Annotated in this window: 16 protein-coding genes and 1 pseudogene; 9 read left to right on the top strand and 8 right to left on the bottom strand. The window is 57.8% G+C overall.

The annotated features are described in order from the left end of the window. Window positions 1-500: 500 nt before the first annotated feature. Genes NKI38_RS28520 through NKI38_RS28500 form a run of 5 tightly spaced genes read right to left on the bottom strand, consistent with a single transcriptional unit; the run spans window position 501 to window position 5,908 of the window. On the bottom strand, window positions 501-1,472 hold the full coding sequence (locus NKI38_RS28520; RefSeq protein ID WP_352663572.1) for an ABC transporter ATP-binding protein: 972 nt from the start codon (window positions 1,470-1,472) through the stop codon (window positions 501-503). A gap of 4 nt (window positions 1,473-1,476) precedes the next feature. Next, window positions 1,477-2,466 (bottom strand): ABC transporter ATP-binding protein, encoded by a 990-nt coding sequence (locus NKI38_RS28515; protein WP_502899402.1) that lies wholly within the window; start codon window positions 2,464-2,466, stop codon window positions 1,477-1,479. After that, complete coding sequence (locus NKI38_RS28510; RefSeq protein ID WP_352663568.1) at window positions 2,463-3,383, bottom strand: ABC transporter permease; 921 nt, start codon at window positions 3,381-3,383, stop codon at window positions 2,463-2,465. Before NKI38_RS28510 ends, NKI38_RS28515 begins: the two co-directional genes overlap by 4 nt. Continuing rightward, window positions 3,380-4,315, bottom strand: coding sequence for an ABC transporter permease (locus NKI38_RS28505; protein ID WP_352663566.1), 936 nt, complete (start codon window positions 4,313-4,315; stop codon window positions 3,380-3,382). The genes NKI38_RS28510 and NKI38_RS28505 overlap by 4 nt, the downstream gene beginning before the upstream one ends. Window positions 4,316-4,336: 21 nt before the next feature. Then, entirely contained in the window at window positions 4,337-5,908 is a 1,572-nt protein-coding gene (locus NKI38_RS28500; protein WP_352663564.1) for an ABC transporter substrate-binding protein, read from the bottom strand. 823 nt (window positions 5,909-6,731) lie between these two features. On the opposite strand from NKI38_RS28500, the gene NKI38_RS28495 reads away from it, so the two are divergent. Further along, window positions 6,732-7,700: a LysR family transcriptional regulator gene (locus tag NKI38_RS28495; RefSeq protein WP_352663562.1), complete on the top strand. Its 969-nt coding sequence runs from the start codon at window positions 6,732-6,734 to the stop codon at window positions 7,698-7,700. 146 nt (window positions 7,701-7,846) lie between these two features. Beyond that, window positions 7,847-8,197 carry a RidA family protein gene (locus tag NKI38_RS28490; RefSeq protein WP_352663560.1) on the top strand — a complete coding sequence of 117 codons (351 nt, stop codon included), beginning with the start codon at window positions 7,847-7,849 and terminating at the stop codon, window positions 8,195-8,197. A gap of 41 nt (window positions 8,198-8,238) precedes the next feature. On the opposite strand, the gene NKI38_RS28485 is transcribed toward NKI38_RS28490, so the two are convergent. Together NKI38_RS28485 and NKI38_RS28480 are read right to left on the bottom strand one after the other, a co-directional pair. Next, window positions 8,239-9,375 carry an aminotransferase class V-fold PLP-dependent enzyme gene (locus NKI38_RS28485; RefSeq protein WP_352663558.1) on the bottom strand — a complete coding sequence of 379 codons (1,137 nt, stop codon included), beginning with the start codon at window positions 9,373-9,375 and terminating at the stop codon, window positions 8,239-8,241. Between the two features lie 4 nt (window positions 9,376-9,379). Next, on the bottom strand, window positions 9,380-10,390 hold the full coding sequence (locus tag NKI38_RS28480; protein WP_352663556.1) for an ornithine cyclodeaminase family protein: 1,011 nt from the start codon (window positions 10,388-10,390) through the stop codon (window positions 9,380-9,382). 227 nt (window positions 10,391-10,617) lie between these two features. On the opposite strand from NKI38_RS28480, the gene NKI38_RS28475 reads away from it, so the two are divergent. Together NKI38_RS28475 and NKI38_RS28470 are read left to right on the top strand one after the other, a co-directional pair. Beyond that, a complete protein-coding gene (locus NKI38_RS28475; RefSeq protein WP_352663554.1) occupies window positions 10,618-11,775 on the top strand; it encodes an NAD(P)/FAD-dependent oxidoreductase in 1,158 nt (385 codons plus the stop codon). A 176-nt stretch (window positions 11,776-11,951) separates the two neighbouring features. Beyond that, window positions 11,952-12,518 carry an ABC transporter substrate-binding protein gene (locus NKI38_RS28470; protein WP_352663552.1) on the top strand — a complete coding sequence of 189 codons (567 nt, stop codon included), beginning with the start codon at window positions 11,952-11,954 and terminating at the stop codon, window positions 12,516-12,518. On the opposite strand, the gene NKI38_RS28465 is transcribed toward NKI38_RS28470, so the two are convergent. Then, window positions 12,469-13,422, bottom strand: coding sequence for an IS481 family transposase (locus NKI38_RS28465; protein ID WP_352663550.1), 954 nt, complete (start codon window positions 13,420-13,422; stop codon window positions 12,469-12,471). The genes NKI38_RS28470 and NKI38_RS28465 overlap by 50 nt on opposite strands. A 107-nt stretch (window positions 13,423-13,529) precedes the next feature. Between NKI38_RS28465 and NKI38_RS28460 the strand changes: the two are divergent. From NKI38_RS28460 to NKI38_RS28440, 5 genes and pseudogenes are all read left to right on the top strand, one after another. Further along, window positions 13,530-14,552 (top strand): annotated as a pseudogene (locus tag NKI38_RS28460) (ABC transporter substrate-binding protein); the annotation flags it as partial. A 38-nt stretch (window positions 14,553-14,590) separates the two neighbouring features. Then, window positions 14,591-15,556, top strand: a complete 966-nt coding sequence (locus NKI38_RS28455; RefSeq protein WP_352663548.1) for an ABC transporter permease — start codon at window positions 14,591-14,593, stop codon at window positions 15,554-15,556. A gap of 2 nt (window positions 15,557-15,558) precedes the next feature. Continuing rightward, on the top strand, window positions 15,559-16,434 hold the full coding sequence (locus tag NKI38_RS28450) for an ABC transporter permease (RefSeq protein WP_352663546.1): 876 nt from the start codon (window positions 15,559-15,561) through the stop codon (window positions 16,432-16,434). Continuing rightward, complete coding sequence (locus tag NKI38_RS28445; RefSeq protein ID WP_031213837.1) at window positions 16,431-17,459, top strand: ABC transporter ATP-binding protein; 1,029 nt, start codon at window positions 16,431-16,433, stop codon at window positions 17,457-17,459. The genes NKI38_RS28450 and NKI38_RS28445 overlap by 4 nt, the downstream gene beginning before the upstream one ends. Further along, window positions 17,452-18,453, top strand: coding sequence for an ABC transporter ATP-binding protein (locus NKI38_RS28440; RefSeq protein ID WP_352663544.1), 1,002 nt, complete (start codon window positions 17,452-17,454; stop codon window positions 18,451-18,453). Before NKI38_RS28445 ends, NKI38_RS28440 begins: the two co-directional genes overlap by 8 nt. Window positions 18,454-18,565: the final 112 nt, after the last annotated feature.

Here is an 18,565-nt window from a genome sequence, read left to right as displayed (position 1 = left end):
GACGACTATGCCGACGTCGTGCTCGGGATGCTGATCCACGAAAACGCGACGGCAAAAGACATCGCCGGCTATCTCTTCAAAATCGCCACAGAGGACATGGGGCTGTCCGATCGCAAGGTGGCGAAGCTGTGCGATAGAGCCGCAGAACTAGTCGTGGCGCTCCGATCAAACTTTTAGGAACAGGCTTGAGCTACCTGCGGTCTTCACCGGATGGGTACCGGTCCGCGGCTAGTGGCTTCGTTGCGAACTGCAGGCAGGATTCGTGACGACGGTTATCACTAGTCATGGACAAGTCACGGCAGTCATTATCGAACTCCAGCATCTGGCAGGAACCCAAGGCGGGTTTCCTGTCGTCGACGTGACTCATGAAGAGAGGGGAGGGAGCTAGTGCGCTCCGACTTTCTCCGCAGGTGAGGTATGATGACGCGATCGAGTCGAGACCGGAGCCAGCCGGCCGTCCCTTATTTGCGATCCATTCTGAAGCGCACAGCTCCTGTCGGTCAAGCCGCCTTCAAATCGGTGCCGAAATGACACGCGAACTGACGTCCGCGGCCGCCGCTCTTCATCTCGGGAGGGGTCTGGGAACAAATGCTCTGCGCAATCGGACACCGCGAGTGGAACCGGCAACCGGAGGGAGGATTGATCGGGCTGGGGATTTCGCCCGCCAGCGTGACAATTCCCCGCTCAGCGGCAACACGAGGATCCGATTGCAGAACCGAAGCTAGCAGAGCCCGGGTGTAGGGATGCTGTGGTGTGCGGTAGACCTCCTCACTCGTACCCTCCTCGACGATTTTCCCGAGATACATCACATAGAGCCGCGTCACGGCCTGTCGAACCAGCGCTAGGTCGTGAGCAATAAAAAGCATCGCCACCCCTAAATCACGCTGCAGCTCCAAGAAAAGATTCATGACTTGAGCCCGGATTGACAGGTCAAGAGCGGACACAGGCTCATCGCATATCAACACCTTCGGTTCGACCGCCAAGGCCCTAGCGATTGCGACGCGCTGCCTTTGTCCACCCGACAGTTCGCGAGGAAACCGGCTATTCATTTGGGAGGGTAAACCAACCTGGTCGAGCAACTTGCCGACCTTGGCATCGATTTGCTTGGCGGACACCTTGCCGGCAATGACAAGTGCCTCGGCTAGGGTCTCACCGACGGTCTGCCGTTCGGACAGGCTGGCATAGGGATCTTGAAAGATATACTGGATTGTACGTCGTCGATCTCGTAGCGCGCGCCCCCGGAGGGTTGAAAGGTCGGTGCCGTCCAGCACCACGCTGCCGTGTTGATGATTTTCGAGACCAACTATGGTTCGTCCGAGAGAGGATTTGCCGCACCCGGATTCGCCGACAAGGCCGACGATCTCGCCGGCATTTAGGTGAACTGAAACGTTATCGACGGCAGTGATCCATTTGTCCCGCTCCGCGCTTTTATAGCGGGTGGTCAGGTCTTTTACCTCAAGGATGCTTTTCACTGCCCTACCTCAGTTGCTCGTATTTTACAGTGCACGCCATCGAAACGGGTGATTGCGGAATGGAGTGCAGTTGGGGGCGCCCGTTGCGACAAACCGGCTGGGTAAATGCACACCGCTCGGCGAATGCGCATGCCTCCAGAGGTGCTCCCATGATCGGCGGAAGCCCGGCAATTCCCCTGAAGGGTGAACCGGAAGGATCTTCCTCTCTTGGAATCGCGTCGACCAAACCACAAGTATAAGGATGGGAGGGAGACACTAGTACGTCAGCTACGGGGCCGTACTCCACAATACGTCCCGCATACATCACGGCGACCTTCTGCGCGATGGCGGCGACGACGCCCATATCGTGCGTGATCAGCACGATTCCCATGTTCAATTTTTTCTGGAGGCTTTGCAGGAGCTTGAGTATTTGCGCCTGGATCGTAACGTCCAGCGCCGTTGTCGGCTCGTCCGCGATTAGCAGAGCAGGCTCGCTCGCAACCGCAATAGCAATCATGACGCGCTGTCGCAGACCACCCGACAGTTCATGAGGATATTGTCTCATGCGCTGGGCTGGGTCCGACATTCCAACCAGGGAAAGCAATTCCTCAGCGCGCTTCTCAGCTTGCCGGGTGGTCAAGCCAAGCTGCTTTTGCGCGACCTCCGCGATCTGTCGGCCCACCCGCCTGACCGGATTCAGGGCGCTCATCGGATCTTGGAAGATCACTCCAACCGATTTCCCGCGAACATGGCGCAGGCTGGAAGGCGGCAAAGCTGCAATATTTGTGCCGGCGATGTTGAATGAACCGCTGATCTGAACCGCCAGCCCAACTGGCATAAGGTCGAGCGGCGCGAAGTTCATCACCGTCTTGCCGGAGCCGCTCTCGCCGACGATGGCCAGGGTCTCTCCCCTGCGCACGCTGTAGCTGACCCGGTCAACAGGCCTAAGTGCACCATTCTTGGTGAAGATATCCACGCTAAGATCTCTGACCTCGAGAACTCTATCTGTGCTCATGTCGCAATTCGCTTTTTCGGATCTTCGATTGGTGCTCGTTCCCATGACGCAGCGACAAGCCGGCCGCGCCGCAAAACTGAGCGTCGCAAGTCGCGCGGCACACGGTTCAGTGCAATCGCTTCGCCCAGCAAGTTGAAGCTGACGACGACTCCTGTGATCGCAAAGCCGGGAAGCAGTACCATCCATGGATTGAGATCGAGGTACGGCAACGAATCAACGAGCATCTGTCCCCACTCCGGTGTGGGCGGTTGTATGCCCAGTCCGAGAAACGAAAGAGTCGCAATTGATAGTGCAATCCCTCCTGCATCCGCTGAAACATAGACCAGCACCATCCCCAGAGTTGATGGAAGCAGATGACGGAAATAGATTCGCAGCGGGCTGGCCCCAAGAACCCGGAGTGCATCGATATGCGGCCGGTTCAATATCCCGATCGCCACGCCGCGGGCGACGCGAGTAGAACCTGCCCAGAACGCCAGGATCAGCGCCAGCACCATGTTCCAGTAGCCCGTTCCGAGCATGCCGATGATTGCGAGAGCTATGATGAGCGACGGAAGCGCCATGAACAGTTCCACGAAGCGCATCAGGATCTCTTCGGTCCGACCTTTGACGAAGCCGGCGAAAGTACCCAGCGTGACTCCGATGAGGAGCTTGAACGTCACGACAATGGTCATGGCGACAACTGTTGTTCGAGCCGATACAATCAAGCGCGAGAAGACATCGCGGCCGATATGGTCTGTCCCAAGCCAATGATCGGCTGAGGGACCGGCGAAGCGGGCAGTAAGATCCTGTAGGTTGGGGTCGTGGGGGACCAGCCACGGACCGAATGCTCCTAGAAGGAGAAACAGACCTACCCCAATCAGTGCGGACTTTGGAAAGTTGCTGAACGCCTCTCCTATGGAATACCAAAAGCGCTTCATGCCACCTGCCTCCGCAGCTTAGGGTCCGCTGCAATCATCAGCAAGTCGGCTACCAGGTTCACCAGCGAGACATACAGTACAAACGCCAGGAGACAGGCCTGCATGACCATGAAATCTCTGGTGCGAACGCCTGATACGAAGAGCTCGCCAATGCCGTGCAGGGCGAAAAGCGGTTCGACGATGATCGCGCCGATTGTCATTGAGCCGATCATGTTGCCCAGCGCGCTAACATATGCGGGAACTGCATTGGGTAAAGCATCGCGGAGCATGATATGCAGGACCGAGAACCCCTTCGAGCGCGCCGTCAGGGCATAAGGCCGTGTCATCGCTTCGGAAATGCCGATCCGGAGCACACGAGAGAGCACAGCAGCGGAAGGCGCCGCCATCGCGATTGACGGGAGTATCCAACTCAAAATGGATCTGTCGCCAAACGAGGGCAGCCATCGCAAATTCACGGCGAAAAGCAGGATCAGAACTGCACCTCCGAAAAACACTGGTGTCGATGCGCCTAGCAGAGCCATGACCCGCACTATGTGGTCGGGGAAACGTCCTGGCCACGCCGCTCCGATCAGTCCCATCGCTGCCGACAAGACTATCGTCACGATGCTCCCCCCAAGAATGAGCTTCATCGTGGTCGGAACCCTGTCTCTGATGGCCTTGCCGACATCTTCGCCGGTTATATAGGCAATGCCGAAATCACCTTGGGCGACGCCTTGCAACCAGTGCCAATAGCGAACAGGAACTGGATCGTTCAGCCCGAGCTCCTGCGCGACCTGGTCTACCATAGCCTTGGATGCGCCCGGAAAGCGCAGCTCGGCGATGAGCTGCGCGACGTTTCCCGGGGCAGCCACGACGAGCCCGAAACACAACACTGACGCCATCAGCAGCAGCAGTGCTGAGTTTCGCAATCGGCGCCTTAGATAAATAAACATGAGCAAGACACCTCCCCGGAACTACGACTTCAACACGATACCTCGATAGGGGAACTCTGTATCGGTGGGAGGGACCTTGAAACCGTCGACGCGACTCGAAGCTGCCCAATATGTCGGCGGGTAGAGAACCGGTGAATATAGGACTTCTTCACGAAGCTTGTCGTAGAAGACCTGCAGTGCAGCCAACTGCGCTTCATCTCCCACCGCTTCAGTGGCAGCTGCGATGAGTGGATCCAGACTTGGATCGAGCGCGACCTTGCCGTCGGACCCGCTTTCTATCGTGGATAGGAACAGAAGTGTCACCGAGCCGAATGGATCATAGGGAGCGCCATAGGTCTGAAAGATTGCGATGTCATATTCGCGCTTAGGAATCTCGGAATGACGGGAGGCATGGTCGACGGAATGCACCGTGACCTCTATGCCTATTTCACCAAGCTGCTGCTGAAGAACTTCGCCAAACACCTTGGAGCCGGCGATAAAATCGTCTGAGACCAGAAGCTCCACGGACAAGGTCTTGCCACTCTTCGAGCGGTATGGCGCACCGGTCCAACCGGCGTTCTCGAGCAGTTGCTTCGCTTTCTCGACGTTGCGAACGGGTGCGTCATGCCTCGTGCCCGACAATGGCACGGTGGGCCCGAGAAGATCACCAGCTGGAGCGGCGTCGCCATTGAAGAGCACAGCCGATACGGCAGTGCGGTCGTAGCCAACATCAATCGCCTGTCGTACGGCCTTTTCCGCAAGGGCGGCGTTCCGTTGGGTATTGAAGGAAAGCACCATCGTCATCGTGCCCTGCGCGGTGATGACGTTGATTCCCGCCCGCCGCAACGTGTCCGCCTCCTGCGAGGTCAGCGCGGCAGCTCCGCCGCCGACAATGTCCAGTTCATCGGAACGCATGGCATCAACACGAGAACGAGAATCCGGCATAACGGTAATCTCGATCCCGGAAAAAGATGGCTTATCTCCCCAATACTTGTCGTTGCGAATGAAAGAACTGCCGGAGGTCGAATTTTCGCGAACAATCCACGGGCCAGTTCCAACCGGTGCCTTGAGGGTTCCGTCCTCGTTGACAGAAATGGGAGACAGGAAACGTACAGGCCGGATATAGCTCAGTTCATACGTGAGACCCGGTACGGGTTGCGTAAACTTGATCTCGATCGTGTGCTCGTCGATCTTCTGGACACCCGAGAAATACTTGGAAGCGTTGATCCAGGAATTGTCCGCAACACCCATCCAGAGTTTCAGGTTCCAGATAGCCGAATCCGCGTCGAAGGGTTCCCCGTCGGTAAAGCTTACATTCTTCCGCAAATTCAGCGTCAATCGAGTGTCGTTGTCGGAAAGGCTCCAGGATTCTGCGAGGCAGGGTACCGGAGCACCTCCTTCCCCATAACTAATCAATGGCTCATAAATGAGATCTTGCAGTTGGAACTGAGCGACGTAGTCACGCGCGTCCAGATTGGCGGACGCTTTGGCCACCGCGATACGCAGGGTTCCCGCGTGATTGTCGGCCATGGCGCACCTGATCAGGCCGTCCAACCCCAGCAAGAGTGGTGCGGTGGCAAAAGATGTTAGAATGTTGCGACGCGTAAGTGTCATTGAGCTTTCTCCATCGCCCTTTTCCCCATTTTAACTCGCGACCCGGACGGGCTGCCGCCGCGCGGTTCCAATCTTTCCTCTTGCCGGAATTTTTTCGGTGAGTCGCCGAAGCGGCGTTGCCCAGATGTCTCCGCAGACACTGTCCGAACCACGGGCAGAACCTCTTTCCATTTCGGCAAGGCCGGGATCCACTCCAGCTGTCACGTGTAATTTGAAGGAAGTTGACATGGCGCAGACCATGCCGTCTAATATTTTTATCCGCATGAGCTATTCTCGATGGTTATAGGATGCACTCATCGACGTTCAAGAAGTCGGGCCTAGCAGGTTGGCTCTGGCGCAATCTCGCAAAGCCCAGAGATGATTGATCCCTAGTCCGCCCGCTCTCCCGTGGTATCGGACATGCGAAATTGCGAGTCCGTCGCGCTTCTCGCATCATGCGTCGAGACATACATGCGGGGGAACTGTTCGAGGATCGTCGGTTCTCTCTGCCGGGCAGTTGAACTCAAGCCTCGTTGCAATAATCCTGCTGAGATCCGTGCCAATTGGGATCGTTGAATCACGCGTCCGTGAGTTTTCTCTGACGCGTGATCGCCCTGCCAGGATCGGGACGCTTGCGGGGTGCACCTTTGCGGCAGGCCGGTCACAACGCACGCACCTCATCTTCGCCGCTGCAAAAAGGGCCCGCCATACGAACGGCTCGCAACGACTCATCTCACCAGTTATGAGTTTCTTGCATGAGATTATTCCCCAGAGTTATTAGGTCGGGACAGTCGGCTGGCCTTAGCGTCAAGGATCTGGTTTTTGATAACGAGGGTCGTTCTGGATGGGCAATCGAAGTACCACTGATCCAGGGAAACACGAGGAATTCACTCCCCGCGAAATCGAGGTGTTCGCCTCGGTTATGCTGCACGGAACCACGACGAAGGCAGCGGACGCTCTAGACATCACGCAACCGGCCGTTAGCAAGATGCTGCAGCACCTTGCAGAGAAGGCCGGCTTTCAGCTTTTCAGGAAGAGCCGGCAACGTCTCATTCCGACGCCAGAGGCGCATATGCTGCACGCTGAAGTGCAACGGGTTTTTGAGTCGGCACGGGGCATTTCGCGTGCGGCCAGAGACATCCGTGAACTCCGCAGCGGCCGCCTGAACGTATGTGCATTGCCAGCCTTTGGACTCACGCTCCTTCCCTCGCTGATCACCAGTTTTTCCAAACTTCATCCATCGGTCTCGATCTCTCTGGAAATCCGCAGCTCGATAACCGTTATCCAACGGGCAAGCCGTAACCAGTTGGACATCGGAATCGGCGTTACCTCATCGGAAGAAAACCCATCAATCGTTCGCCGCGCCTTGACGGCAACGCCGCCAGTGTGCGTGATGCCTGCCGGCCACAAGCTCTCACAATTGCAGGTCATCCAGGCGGACGATCTCGACGGCATCAACTTCATTTCGATGGGATCATCAGATCCAATGCGGCGGCAACTCGACGCCTTGTGCGTGGAGCGTGGGGTGAACCGTTCACTCAAAGTGGAATCGAGCCTTTCCAGTACCTGCATCAGTCTCGTGGCGTGCGGCATGGGCGTAACCATCGTTGATCGCTTGTCCGCCTGGATGGCGCGTGATCTTCCGATCGAGATCAGGGATTTCCGGCCCCATCTCGATCTCAATCTCAGCGTCTATCGACCATGGGGCGTGATCGCGTCCACGGCGGCCGATGCGTTCACCGAACATCTCATCCAGGGTACGCGCAGCTACATGAACGGGGTAGACGACGGCATCGTGAACCTCGTGCGCTGAGTTCATAACTTTTCGCCCGATGCGCGCGGCCCCAACTCAATTGACCGATCTCGATCCCGGAGCGACTGTCGCCGCATCTGGCGGCAGCAAAAAACTCAGCTCGGCAAGGTCTCGCCGCCAATGCAACAGCACGGGAGACCAAATCGATGTCAGACATCCAAAAGCTTGAGACAAACGAGAAATTGAGCCGTGTGGTTATCCACCAGGGCGTTGCGTATCTCTCCGGCCTGACAGCCGATGACAGAAGTGCCGATACTTTCGGGCAGACCCTACAGGTGCTGCGGAAGGCCGATATCCTTCTTGGCAAGGCTCAATCGGATAAATCGAAAATTCTGTCAGCGCAAATTTGGATGCGCGACATCAACGAGTTTGATGAGATGAACAGGGCGTGGACCACGTGGCTCGACGGTACGGTTCCTCCCGCACGCGCTACCGTTGGCGCAACCTTCGCGCTCGCGGACATCCGTGTAGAAATCCAATTCACTGCCGCCGTCTGACCGTTTCAAAACGAAGAGGACCAGTCGAGCGCACCCGGCCTTCATGCGATAGCGGCGAAGAGGCGCTTCACATCTTCTTCGTCATTATAGACGTGAGGAGAGATGCGCAGTTTCGTTCCGCGCACGGTCGCAAAAATTCCCTTGCTCTTGAGTTGGTCGGAAAGTCCTTCAGTTGGCCTCTCGCCAAGATCGACGATTGCAATATGCGGGGCCCGAAAGCGCTTGTCAGACACGTTTAGGTCGAGCTTCGCAGCTTCGTCCCAGATCAATTGGTTGAGATGATCAAGCCGGGAAAACACGCCTGGGACGCTCCACGTACTCAAGAGGCGAAGAGAAGCGATCGCAACTGGCAATACCGCGAAATCGGAACGTTCGCCCATGTCAAATCGCCGGGCCCCCGATAAGAACTCAGGGACATCTACCGCATAGAAGTCTGATTTATCGCCGCCTAGACGGTTCCACGAATGATGCTCGAGAGGCTTACCCGTCGACTGCCATCGGCGGTCCGCGTAGAGAAATGCGAGACGATATGGCCCCAGAAGAAACTTGTAGGTCGCGAAAACAAGAAAATCCGGGCGCACCGTCTTGACATCGAAAGGCAGCGCTCCGACCCACTGCGTTCCATCGACGACGACACATGCGCCAACCTCCCGCGCGGCGGATGCGACTGCCTCCATGTCAACCGACATTCCCTCGAACCAATGCACCATCGTACCTGCGACGACAGCGACCGGTACGCTGGACGATCCGATCGCCGAGATGAGCGCAGACGTCCAATCATTGTCGGCGGGTCGTTTTGCGATTGTGATCGATGCCCCGCTTTTCGCCGCCATTTCGTACCAGACATACCGATGGGACGGATGTTCGTTTTCCATGAGGATGATCGTCGAGCCGGGCTCCACAGGCACGTTGGCCGCAGCGACCGCCGTCCCGTAGCTCGTAGCGGCAACGATTGCGATATCGGCGGGATCCGCGTTGATCATCGAGGCGGCCAGTGCCCGCGCATCCTCGACCTCGTCGTAGTATGACCGGATGGACATCTTCCAGGGCGACGCCTTCACGGCCGTCCCGGCTAAGCCAGCCTCCAGCGATATTTTGGGGATTGGAGACATGTATGCGGCGTCGAGATAGGAGATCGACCTCGAGAGGTCGAAAAGATTGCGTTGGCAGTCCAGCATATGGTCACACCTCGAAATCAATGAGGGTGCCAAGCGACCTTTCGCGGGCAACCCGGTAAACGAAATTCGCAAGTTCGATATCTTGCGCCGGCACGCCGAGAGAACGGTAAAGAGTAATCTCCGCATCGGCGGTACGGCCGGGGATGGCGCCTTCCAGCATCGCGCCGATCTCTCCACGGATGTCGTCTCGGCTAGCGACCCCTAGCTTGAGAGCTTCGACCAGTTCTCCAGCCGCGATGAGCGCCATTGGCATGTAGTCGACCCAAATGCTCGATCTGCGCACACATTCCAGGTCGAGTTCGCGGCATTGAGACACGCTTGCGCCGACGGCGTTGATATGAATGCCCGGAGGTAGCCATTCGCCGAACAGTACAGGCTCCTGTGCCGAGGTCGTCGTGCAGACGATGTCGGCTTCTACCAAGGCCTCTCTTGCGGACGCGAAGACCAATGTCTCAAAACCTGCGCTAGCCTGTTCTTCAGCGAAACGCGACGCCTTCTCAGGATTTCGCCCCCAGACGTGAAGCCGCTTGATGGGACGCACCTTCGAGATCGTTTCTATGTGACGTCGCGCCTGGTCCCCATATCCAAAGATCGCAAGAATCGAGGAGTTGGCGCGAGACAGTGCTCTGGTAGCGACCGCGCTCGCTGCCGACGTTCGCCAGGCGGTCAATTCCCCGCCATCGACCAGCGCGACCGGACGGCCATTTTCCTTGTCAAAGAGGATGATAGCTCCTCGATGTGATGGTAGCCCTCGCGAGAAGTTACTGGGAAAGACCGAGAGGACTTTCGCGCCGAATAGGTCACGGTCGGAGAGCGCCGCGTACATTACGGATAGGCAGGTTCCTTCCAACCCGGGCAGCGCCAGCGTTCGTCGGACATCCTGGCTCGCAACGCCGTTGGACGTCTTGCGCAGCGCTGCTTGCGCGATCTCAAGCGACAGTTCGATCGAGAGCGCGGCTCGAATGGCATTCTTGTCGAGCACCATGAAAGCTGGCGCTTGATGATCGGCACTCATGATGCATGCGTTTCCGAGTAACTTTCGTCCAGCCTAGCACCGGCACTCCCGGACTCATCTGCGAAGTTCATAACTTTCGAGCATAAACCGCACGTCGCTGGATCGTTGACGATGACCATCGCTCTCAACAGAATATACCCAGCAGAGATAGCCGTTCAAAGATGACTTCGGCTGCGTGGCTGGATTTTTAAAGAATCTCCTGGATAACTCACTCGGAGCAATAATATATGCGTGCTGTCGTAATAGGGTCTGGAGTTATTGGGATCTCCGTTGCATACGAGCTGGCTAAAGCGGGAGCGAAAGTTTCCGTTTTTGAGAAGGGTAGAATTGCATCAGGTGCTTCGGCGGTAAGTTTTGCTTGGACAAACGCCAACGGAAAAAGACCTCGCGAATACCATGCGCTCAACGTCGCAGGTATGCGCGCCTATATTGACCTCGCCCGTGAGTTCGAGAGCGCGCGCTGGTTCAACCAAACAGGCAGTTTCGAATGGTGGACCACGGAGGCCGCACAGGCAAAGCAGCTGGCGGGAGTAAAGCTTGAGCAGGAATGGGGGTATGGCGTCGACTTTATCTCCCGCGATCGCGTTGCCGCGATGGAGCCTGACCTCGATGTTCAGGCGATAGGTGACGCGCCGATCGTCTATTACCCCGAAGAGGGCTGGATCGATCCCGTTCTTTATGCGGCTTGCCTGTTGCGCAGCGCATCTGAGCGCTGGGGCGCGCAGGTCTACACCGGCACGCAAATCAAGTCGTTGGAGACGGCGTCTGGACGCGTTTCAGGAGTGCGCACGGCGGCCGGTGAACGATTCGAAGCTGACGTTGTGGTGAATTGCACGGGGGGGGCATCCAAAGAAAGCTTGGGCGATATTCCCGGCATCCCAATGAAGTCGTCAATCGGCGTTCTGGCGTTCACCCAGCCAGTGGCGATGACCTTGAGGCGGCAGTTCCACGCCGACGATCTCGATGTCCGTCCCGACGGCGCAGGCCGCCTGATGCTTCACAAGATCTCGGTCGACGATCAGCTTTCCGAACCGAAATTGCTTCGGCCTGATGGCATCGAAGCGGCCACCATCCTCAATGCTGCACGTGAGCTGCTTCCAGCGCTGGAGGCAGTCAGCATCGAGGCCGTCAGGACGACGGTTCGTCCGATCCCCGGCGACGGATTGACCTGCGCCGGCCCGATGCCGCAAGTCGATGGATATTATGTCGGCGTGACACATAGCGGTGTCACGATCGCGCCGCAGATGGCTCGGTTGCTGGCCGATGAGATTGTTCACGGGAACATCCGCGAAGAACTCTCCATGTTCAGACCGTCACGCTTCTTCGGTGGAGCTCCTGGCAGCGTCGTACCCAAATACGCGGTTGCCGGCCCCAGCCACGACTGAGCGTTCAGGCAAGTCAGGCACCGAGGTTTGGCGCTGCCGTAGGAGATCAACCAGGTCCGGAATTCGAACCGAGCAGAATAAGCGCAGCCTCGGAAAGGGGCGCGACAATCGAAGAGGAAGCGCGAGGTCGAAGGTTTACGCAGAAGACAGGTCATAACCATAACAGGGGAATTTAGATGACACTTCTTTCACGCAGAACTCTATTGCTGGGATCGGCGGCCATTGGCGGCCTCTTGGTCACCGGCGTCGGCGCAAATCAGGCTTGGGCAGAAGAAGGCAAGACGTTGCGGCTGCCGATCGGTCGCGCGGCGGGAAATCTCGATCCGCAGCGTTATGTCGGCATCTTCGCCGTGCAGGACATGATCTTCGACCCGCTCGTGCACTACTCTTCGGGCGGCAAGATCGAACCAGCCCTGGCTGCCTCCTGGGACAAGTCATCCGACGATAAAATATACACGTTCAAGCTCCGCCCCGACGTGACGTTCACGGATGGCGAGCCTTGGAACGCCGAAGCGGCAAAGTGGAATCTGGACCGCTGGCTCCCGAAGGAAGACTACAACCGGATGCGCATCAGCGCGAATCTCGACAAGATCGAGATCGTCGACCCGATGACAATCGCAATCCATTTCAAGCAACCGACTCCCACGGCTCTCGTAGAGTTTTCCTACGTCAGGCCCGTAAGGTTCCTGAGCCCTAGATGTGGAGCCTCAACAGGTTGTCCTCGGTTAAGGCGAGGCGACTGATGGGCGGTTTTGACTTTAGGCTGCCGTGGGGGCGATGCCAATTATATCTGTGCAGCCAGACCGGCAGTTCGGCGGCGCGGTGGTCGGATGTCGGATAGGCAATGGCGTAGGCCCACTCCCTGAGCGCGGTCTGGATGAAGCGCTCGGCCTTGCCGTTGGTCTTGGGCGTATAGGGTCTTGTCGTGACGTGCTTGAGGCCGAGATCGCGGCAGGCCTTGGCGAAGGCCTTCGACCTGTAGCAGGCGCCGTTGTCGGTCATGACGCGGGCGATCGAAACGCCGAGGCTGGCATAGTAAGCCACCGCTGCCTTGAGGAAGGCGATGGCGCTTTCCTTTTTCTCGTCGGCCAGGATCTGCGAGAAGGCAATGCGCGAGGCGTCGTCGATGCAGACATGGACGAACTCCCAGCCGGCGCCGCGCGACTTGCCCTTTTGCGGATCGCCGGTGATGCGATGGCCGACCTGGCTGAAGCGGCCGAGTTTCTTGATGTCGATATGGATCATCTCGCCGGGGTGCTCACGCTCGTAGCGCCGGACCGGTTCGGCCGGTTCGATATCGTTGAGCCGCGACAGCCCGGCGCGCTTGAGAACCCGGCTGACGGTGGCGGGCGAGACGCCGACCTCCATGGCGATGTGACTGCCGGTCCAACGCTGCCGCCGCAGCGCCACGATACGCTCGGCGATCGACGTGGTGGTGGCCTGTGGCATACGGGCAGGTCGCGAGGAACGATCGATCATGCCTTTGCTGCCCTCGGCCTTGTAGCGCTCGACCCAGCGCGCCACGATCTTGGCCGACACGCCGTAGACGCGCGCCGCATCGGCTTGGGAAAGACGTCCCTCAATGACCGACAGCGCCATCTCCTCTCGACGCAGCGGCGTGAGACGGGCATTCTTGTGGATGTTCATTCGGACCCTCCGGTGAGTGCTGCAGCGTGGTAACTCCAGTCTCCTCGGTCCGGTCCGAATGGACAACCCTCTGAAAGCTCACACCTAGAGCAGTTGATGGAGAGGATAAGTACGCATCCCCTGTGGGAACCGGTCCGTGGAAGATCGAGAAGGACGCGCCCGAGGGCACCGACCTCATTCCCAACGAAAAGTACTGGGGCGCAAAGCCTTCAGTTGACAAGGTTTCGCTGATTGTCATGCCGGACGCACGCAGCCGGATGTCGGCGCTACGAGCAGGCGACATCGATGCGATGGGCGGACAGTTCATCGCTCCGGTCAGTCCTCAGGATGCGAAGACCCTTGAGTCTTCAGGCATGACCGTGGTGACCGACACCGGCACCGATACGATTGTGCTCGGCTTCAACCCGCGCATCGATACTTTCAAGGATGTGCGTGTTCGCGAGGCGTTCAACCTGCTTATCGATCGCGAGGGCATCTGCAAGGCGGTGATGAAGGGTTTTGCCACTCCCACGATGAACCTTTATCCCGAGGTGATCGCCTATTCGGGAACCCGCTTTGAAGTTCCGAAGCGTGACCTGGAAAAGGCCAAGAGCCTGCTCGACGAGGCCGGTTGGGTTGGAGAGCCTGTCCGATCCAAGGATGGCAAGCAACTGAGCATCGATCTCGTCATATCCGAAGACGCGGTCCCGAGCTCCCGCGCCCTCGGCGAGGTTATCCAGGCGTTGCTTTCGGAAGCCGGTATCGGTGTGAAGTTGCGCAACGTCGACCACGCTACGCGTCACGGTGATATTCCGGAGTTCAAGTATGATCTTTCGCTATTCATAACCAACGGTGCGCCGTATGACCCGTTCAATTCGATAGGTTTGATGATCCTCTCGACGATCGAACCGGGGACAGACGGAAAGATCTACGAGGACAAGGCGGTTGACCCGCTGATCCTCAAGGCACTCTCGGCTCCGGAGCCCGAGCGGGCTGAGGCATTCCAAGCGGTTTTCACCTGGCTGCATGACAACTGGGCGATGATGCCGCTGTTCCACGCCCAGCGAATCTGGGCGCACAATGATCGCGTCAAGTCTTTTGCCATACCCGCGACAGAATACGAGATGCCGCTCAAAGGCATTTCTCTTTAAGCTATCCCTGTGCCTCGGCTTCGCGCCGAGGCACCCGCATGTCTCAGGAAAGCCAAAGGTTCGCCATGCTGAGAATAGCCATGAAGCGCGGTGTTTCCGCCGCCATCCTCATCGCCATCGCCTCTGGGTTCTCTTTCATTCTGATCGCAGCGTTTCCCGGAAACGTAGCGGCGCTCATAGCAGAGTTGAGAGGTGGCTTTGTATCGCACAAGGTCGTTGAGCAGGTAGCGATCGAGTACGGCCTGAACGATCCGTTGCCATTGCGATATGTGCACTGGCTCGGCGATGTGTTGCAGGGCGATTTCGGAAGGTCGTTGCGAACCGGTCAGCCGGTCTCAGAAGCGATAATGGAACGCCTCGATCCCACTCTGGTTCTTATTGCTGGCGGCGGCATCGTCATGCTGATCGTTGGTGTCGGACTCAGCTTCATGGGCGCCATGTGGCCTAACGGAACGACAGACCGGATGATCCGTGCCTTCGCCGTTTTGAACGTGTCGATCCCGAAATTCTTCCTCGCCTCAATGCTCATTTATGCGTTCGGCGTGACGTGGAATGTGTTTCCCACTTTCGGCTTCAGGGGACTTTCCAGTTGGATTTTGCCGAGCATCGCCATTGGGGTTGTTCCAGGTGCGCTCCTCAGCCGCGTCGCACGGGTCGCGCTGGAGGAAACAATGAGCAAGCCTTATGTCATTACCGCAATCAGCAAAGGCTTCAGTAGACGAAGAATTCTGTTTCGCGACGCCTTGCCGAATATCGTCCCGGTCGTTTTTACAGCATTTGGAATGGCGTTGGCCCAGATGGTGCCCAATGCGTTCATCATCGAACCGATTTTTTCGTGGCAAGGTCTTGGCGCCTACTTTGTTGAGGCAGCTCGCTTCCGGGATCTCCCAGTACTGCAGGCGTGCCTGCTGATCTTATCCGTGCTGTTCATTGTGGTGAATCTCGTCGTCGACCTGATCGTCATTGTCGTCGATCCGCTACAACGCCGGGCTGCGAGGGCCTGATCATGAGTTCGATAAAATCATTCTTTCGCAGCGTCGGCTGGCCGATCTCCCTGATGATCGGGTTCTTTGTCTTCATCGCGATCTTCGGCTCACTGGTCAGCCCTTATGACCCGAATACGCAAAACCTCCTTGCTCCAACTGAATCGTTTTCAGCAGCCTATTGGCTGGGCACCGACAACCTCGGGCGCGACGTGCTCAGCCGACTTATTGCGGGTGCCCAGACCACGCTCGTGGGTGTGACCATTGTCCTGTTTCTTGCCGGCATATTTGGAATGTTGGTTGGGACCATATCCGGGTATTTCGGTGGCTGGATCGATGAAATCCTGATGCGTATGGTCGACTTCGGCCTGAGCGTCCCTAGCCTTGTGGTGGCGCTGGCGATCGTTGGTGTATTCGGCCCCAGCTATTGGAATATGATCATCGCGCTGGCGATCGCCTGGACGCCAATCTATGCCCGGCTGACGCGAGGTGTGGTGGCGGCGGCTGTAAACCAGCCGCATATCGAAAGCCTTCGAGTCTTGGGCGCCAGCCGAACCAGGATCATTTTCAAACATTTGGTGCCGGTCGCGTTGGGATCCGTGCTGATCTATGCGAGCGCGGACGTCGGTATTTTGGCGCTTGCTATCGCAAATTTGAGCTTTCTGGGGCTCGGAGTGCAACCGCCGCAAGCGGAATGGGGCCAGATGCTTGTTTCGAGCCTGCCCTATCTTGAGGAAGCACCACGCTTGGTCATCCTTCCGGGGCTCGCGCTCACCATCATGGTCGTCGGTTTCAACCTGTTCGGCGAGAAGATCGCGCTGTCCAAGAACCCGCGTGGGATGACCAAGCGGAAACTGGCCGCCCGCAAGAAATTGTTTATGAAGGAGATCGCGACATGAGCACTGGGAGTTCCCCGACACCTGCATTGCTCGAAGTCTCCAATCTGTCGGTGACGCTCCATACGGCGAGAACCAGCGTCAAGCCGGTCGATGGCGTGAGCTACCGTGTGGACGAAGGCGAGGTCCTGGCGATTGTTGGCGAAAGCGGCAGCGGCAAGACCATCCTCAACATGGCGCCGCTATCTCTGCTTCCGACTGGACTCGACGCCGAAATAGAGGGGACGGTGAAATTCAACGGCCTCGACATCCTGCGAGCGCCTGAGCAACAAATGCGCAAACTGCGTGGAGGCGAGATCGGCGTCATATTTCAGGATCCGTTGAGTTCTCTCAACCCGGTCCGACGCATTGGAAGGCAGATCGCCGAGGTCTCGGAATTGCACCTTGGCATGACTGCGGCGCAGGCGGACAAACGAGCCGCCGAACTGCTGGCGTTGGTCGGGCTACCCGATCCACTCAGCCGACTACAGCAGTATCCGCACGAGCTTTCCGGGGGTATGCGCCAGCGCGTTGGCATAGCGATGAGCATTGCCGGCGAGCCCAAGCTCCTCATAGCGGACGAGCCCACTACCGCGCTCGATGTCACGGTGCAGGCTCAGATCGTGGAGCTGCTGAAAGACCTACAGAGGCGCCTGCAGATGGCCATCGTAATCATCACTCACGATTTTGGCGTCGTCTCCGGCATGGCGACCAAGGTGGCGGTGATGTACGCTGGCCGGCTGTCCGAACTGGGTCCAGTGGACGACGTGCTGATGACGCCGGTCCACCCCTACACCAAAGGTCTGCTCGGTTCAGTTCCCTCGTTAAATGCAGACATTGGTTCGAAATTTATTGGTCTTCCTGGCCAGCCGCCAGATCTGTCTCGGTTGATACGCGGTTGTGCGTTCACGCCACGCTGCGCTTCGGCGCTGCAAAGCTGTAGCGCCACTCAACCGCACTTGCTTTCCGTACCAGGAGAGTCGTCGACGCACGTCGCCGCATGCCCGGTCATCATCAACAAGCTTGCGCGAGTGATGGAAGATGCCTGAGAACCTCATTGAGATCGTCGATCTCAAAACACACTTTCGCGACCGCCACACAGGGGCAGAGATTAAGGCCTGTGATGGCGTGAGCCTGAAGATTGGCGCAGGCGAGATTGTGGGATTGGTCGGGGAGTCGGGATGCGGAAAATCGACACTGGGTCGGACAATCGTCGGTCTGGAGAGCGCCAAATCCGGAGAGATCCGGTTCAAGGGCGAAAATTTCCTGGCTATGAGCGGCAAGCATCTGTTCGAACGAAGGCGCAAGATCCAGTACATCTTTCAGGATCCGCTTTCCTCGCTGAGTTCCCGGCAGACGATTGGTCAGGCGATCGATGAAGCGCTGGTCATCAATGGGGAGAACAATCCCTTCGCCCGGGCGGCACGTGTCAAAGAACTCTTGGACCAAGTGGGGCTGCCCGAACAGATAATGGAGCGCTATCCGCGCGAGATGTCGGGTGGCCAACGTCAACGCGTCTGTATCGCGCGATCGCTTGCTGCCAACCCAACCGTGCTAATATGCGATGAGCCTGTCAGTTCGCTCGATGTCTCCATCAGAGCGCAGATCATGAACCTGTTTCTGAAACTGCGCGATGATTTCGGAATGTCGTGTCTTCTCATTGCGCATGATCTGGCCATCGTTCGCCAGGCCGCACAGCGCGTCTACGTGATGTATCTCGGCCGCGTCATGGAAGAAGGCGAGAGCGGTGCGCTCTACAGCCAGCCCGCACATCCGTATACACAGGCGCTGCTCAGCGCGGTCCCGTCGACAAGTCCAGTTGAGGAGCGCGAACGTCAGCGGATCATCCTCAAGGGAGATGTGCCAAGCCCTGTGAATCCGCCGACCGGGTGCCGCTTTCGTACGCGCTGCCCTGCCGTGCAAAGTATTTGTGAGACATCGCCTCCGGTGAACGGCTTGTCGGAATCGCATCTCGCGCGTTGTCACTTCGCGGGTCGGATCAAAGCGGGTATCCTGCAGCAATACGACGTGAGACAAGTCTAGGATAAACCGGCGCGGGAGACGGAGAGGCCCAGGTTCTCCAATATTGATTCGTGACTCGCGGCACCGAATACGGTTTCGGGATCTCCATGCCACTTGCCGGAGACGGGTTTCC

The organism is Mesorhizobium sp. M0621 (genome assembly GCF_040320745.1).
Taxonomy (GTDB): Bacteria; Pseudomonadota; Alphaproteobacteria; order Rhizobiales; family Rhizobiaceae; genus Mesorhizobium.
Note: the sequence above shows the minus strand (reverse complement) of the source record. Positions and strands in the feature narration are given on the sequence as shown.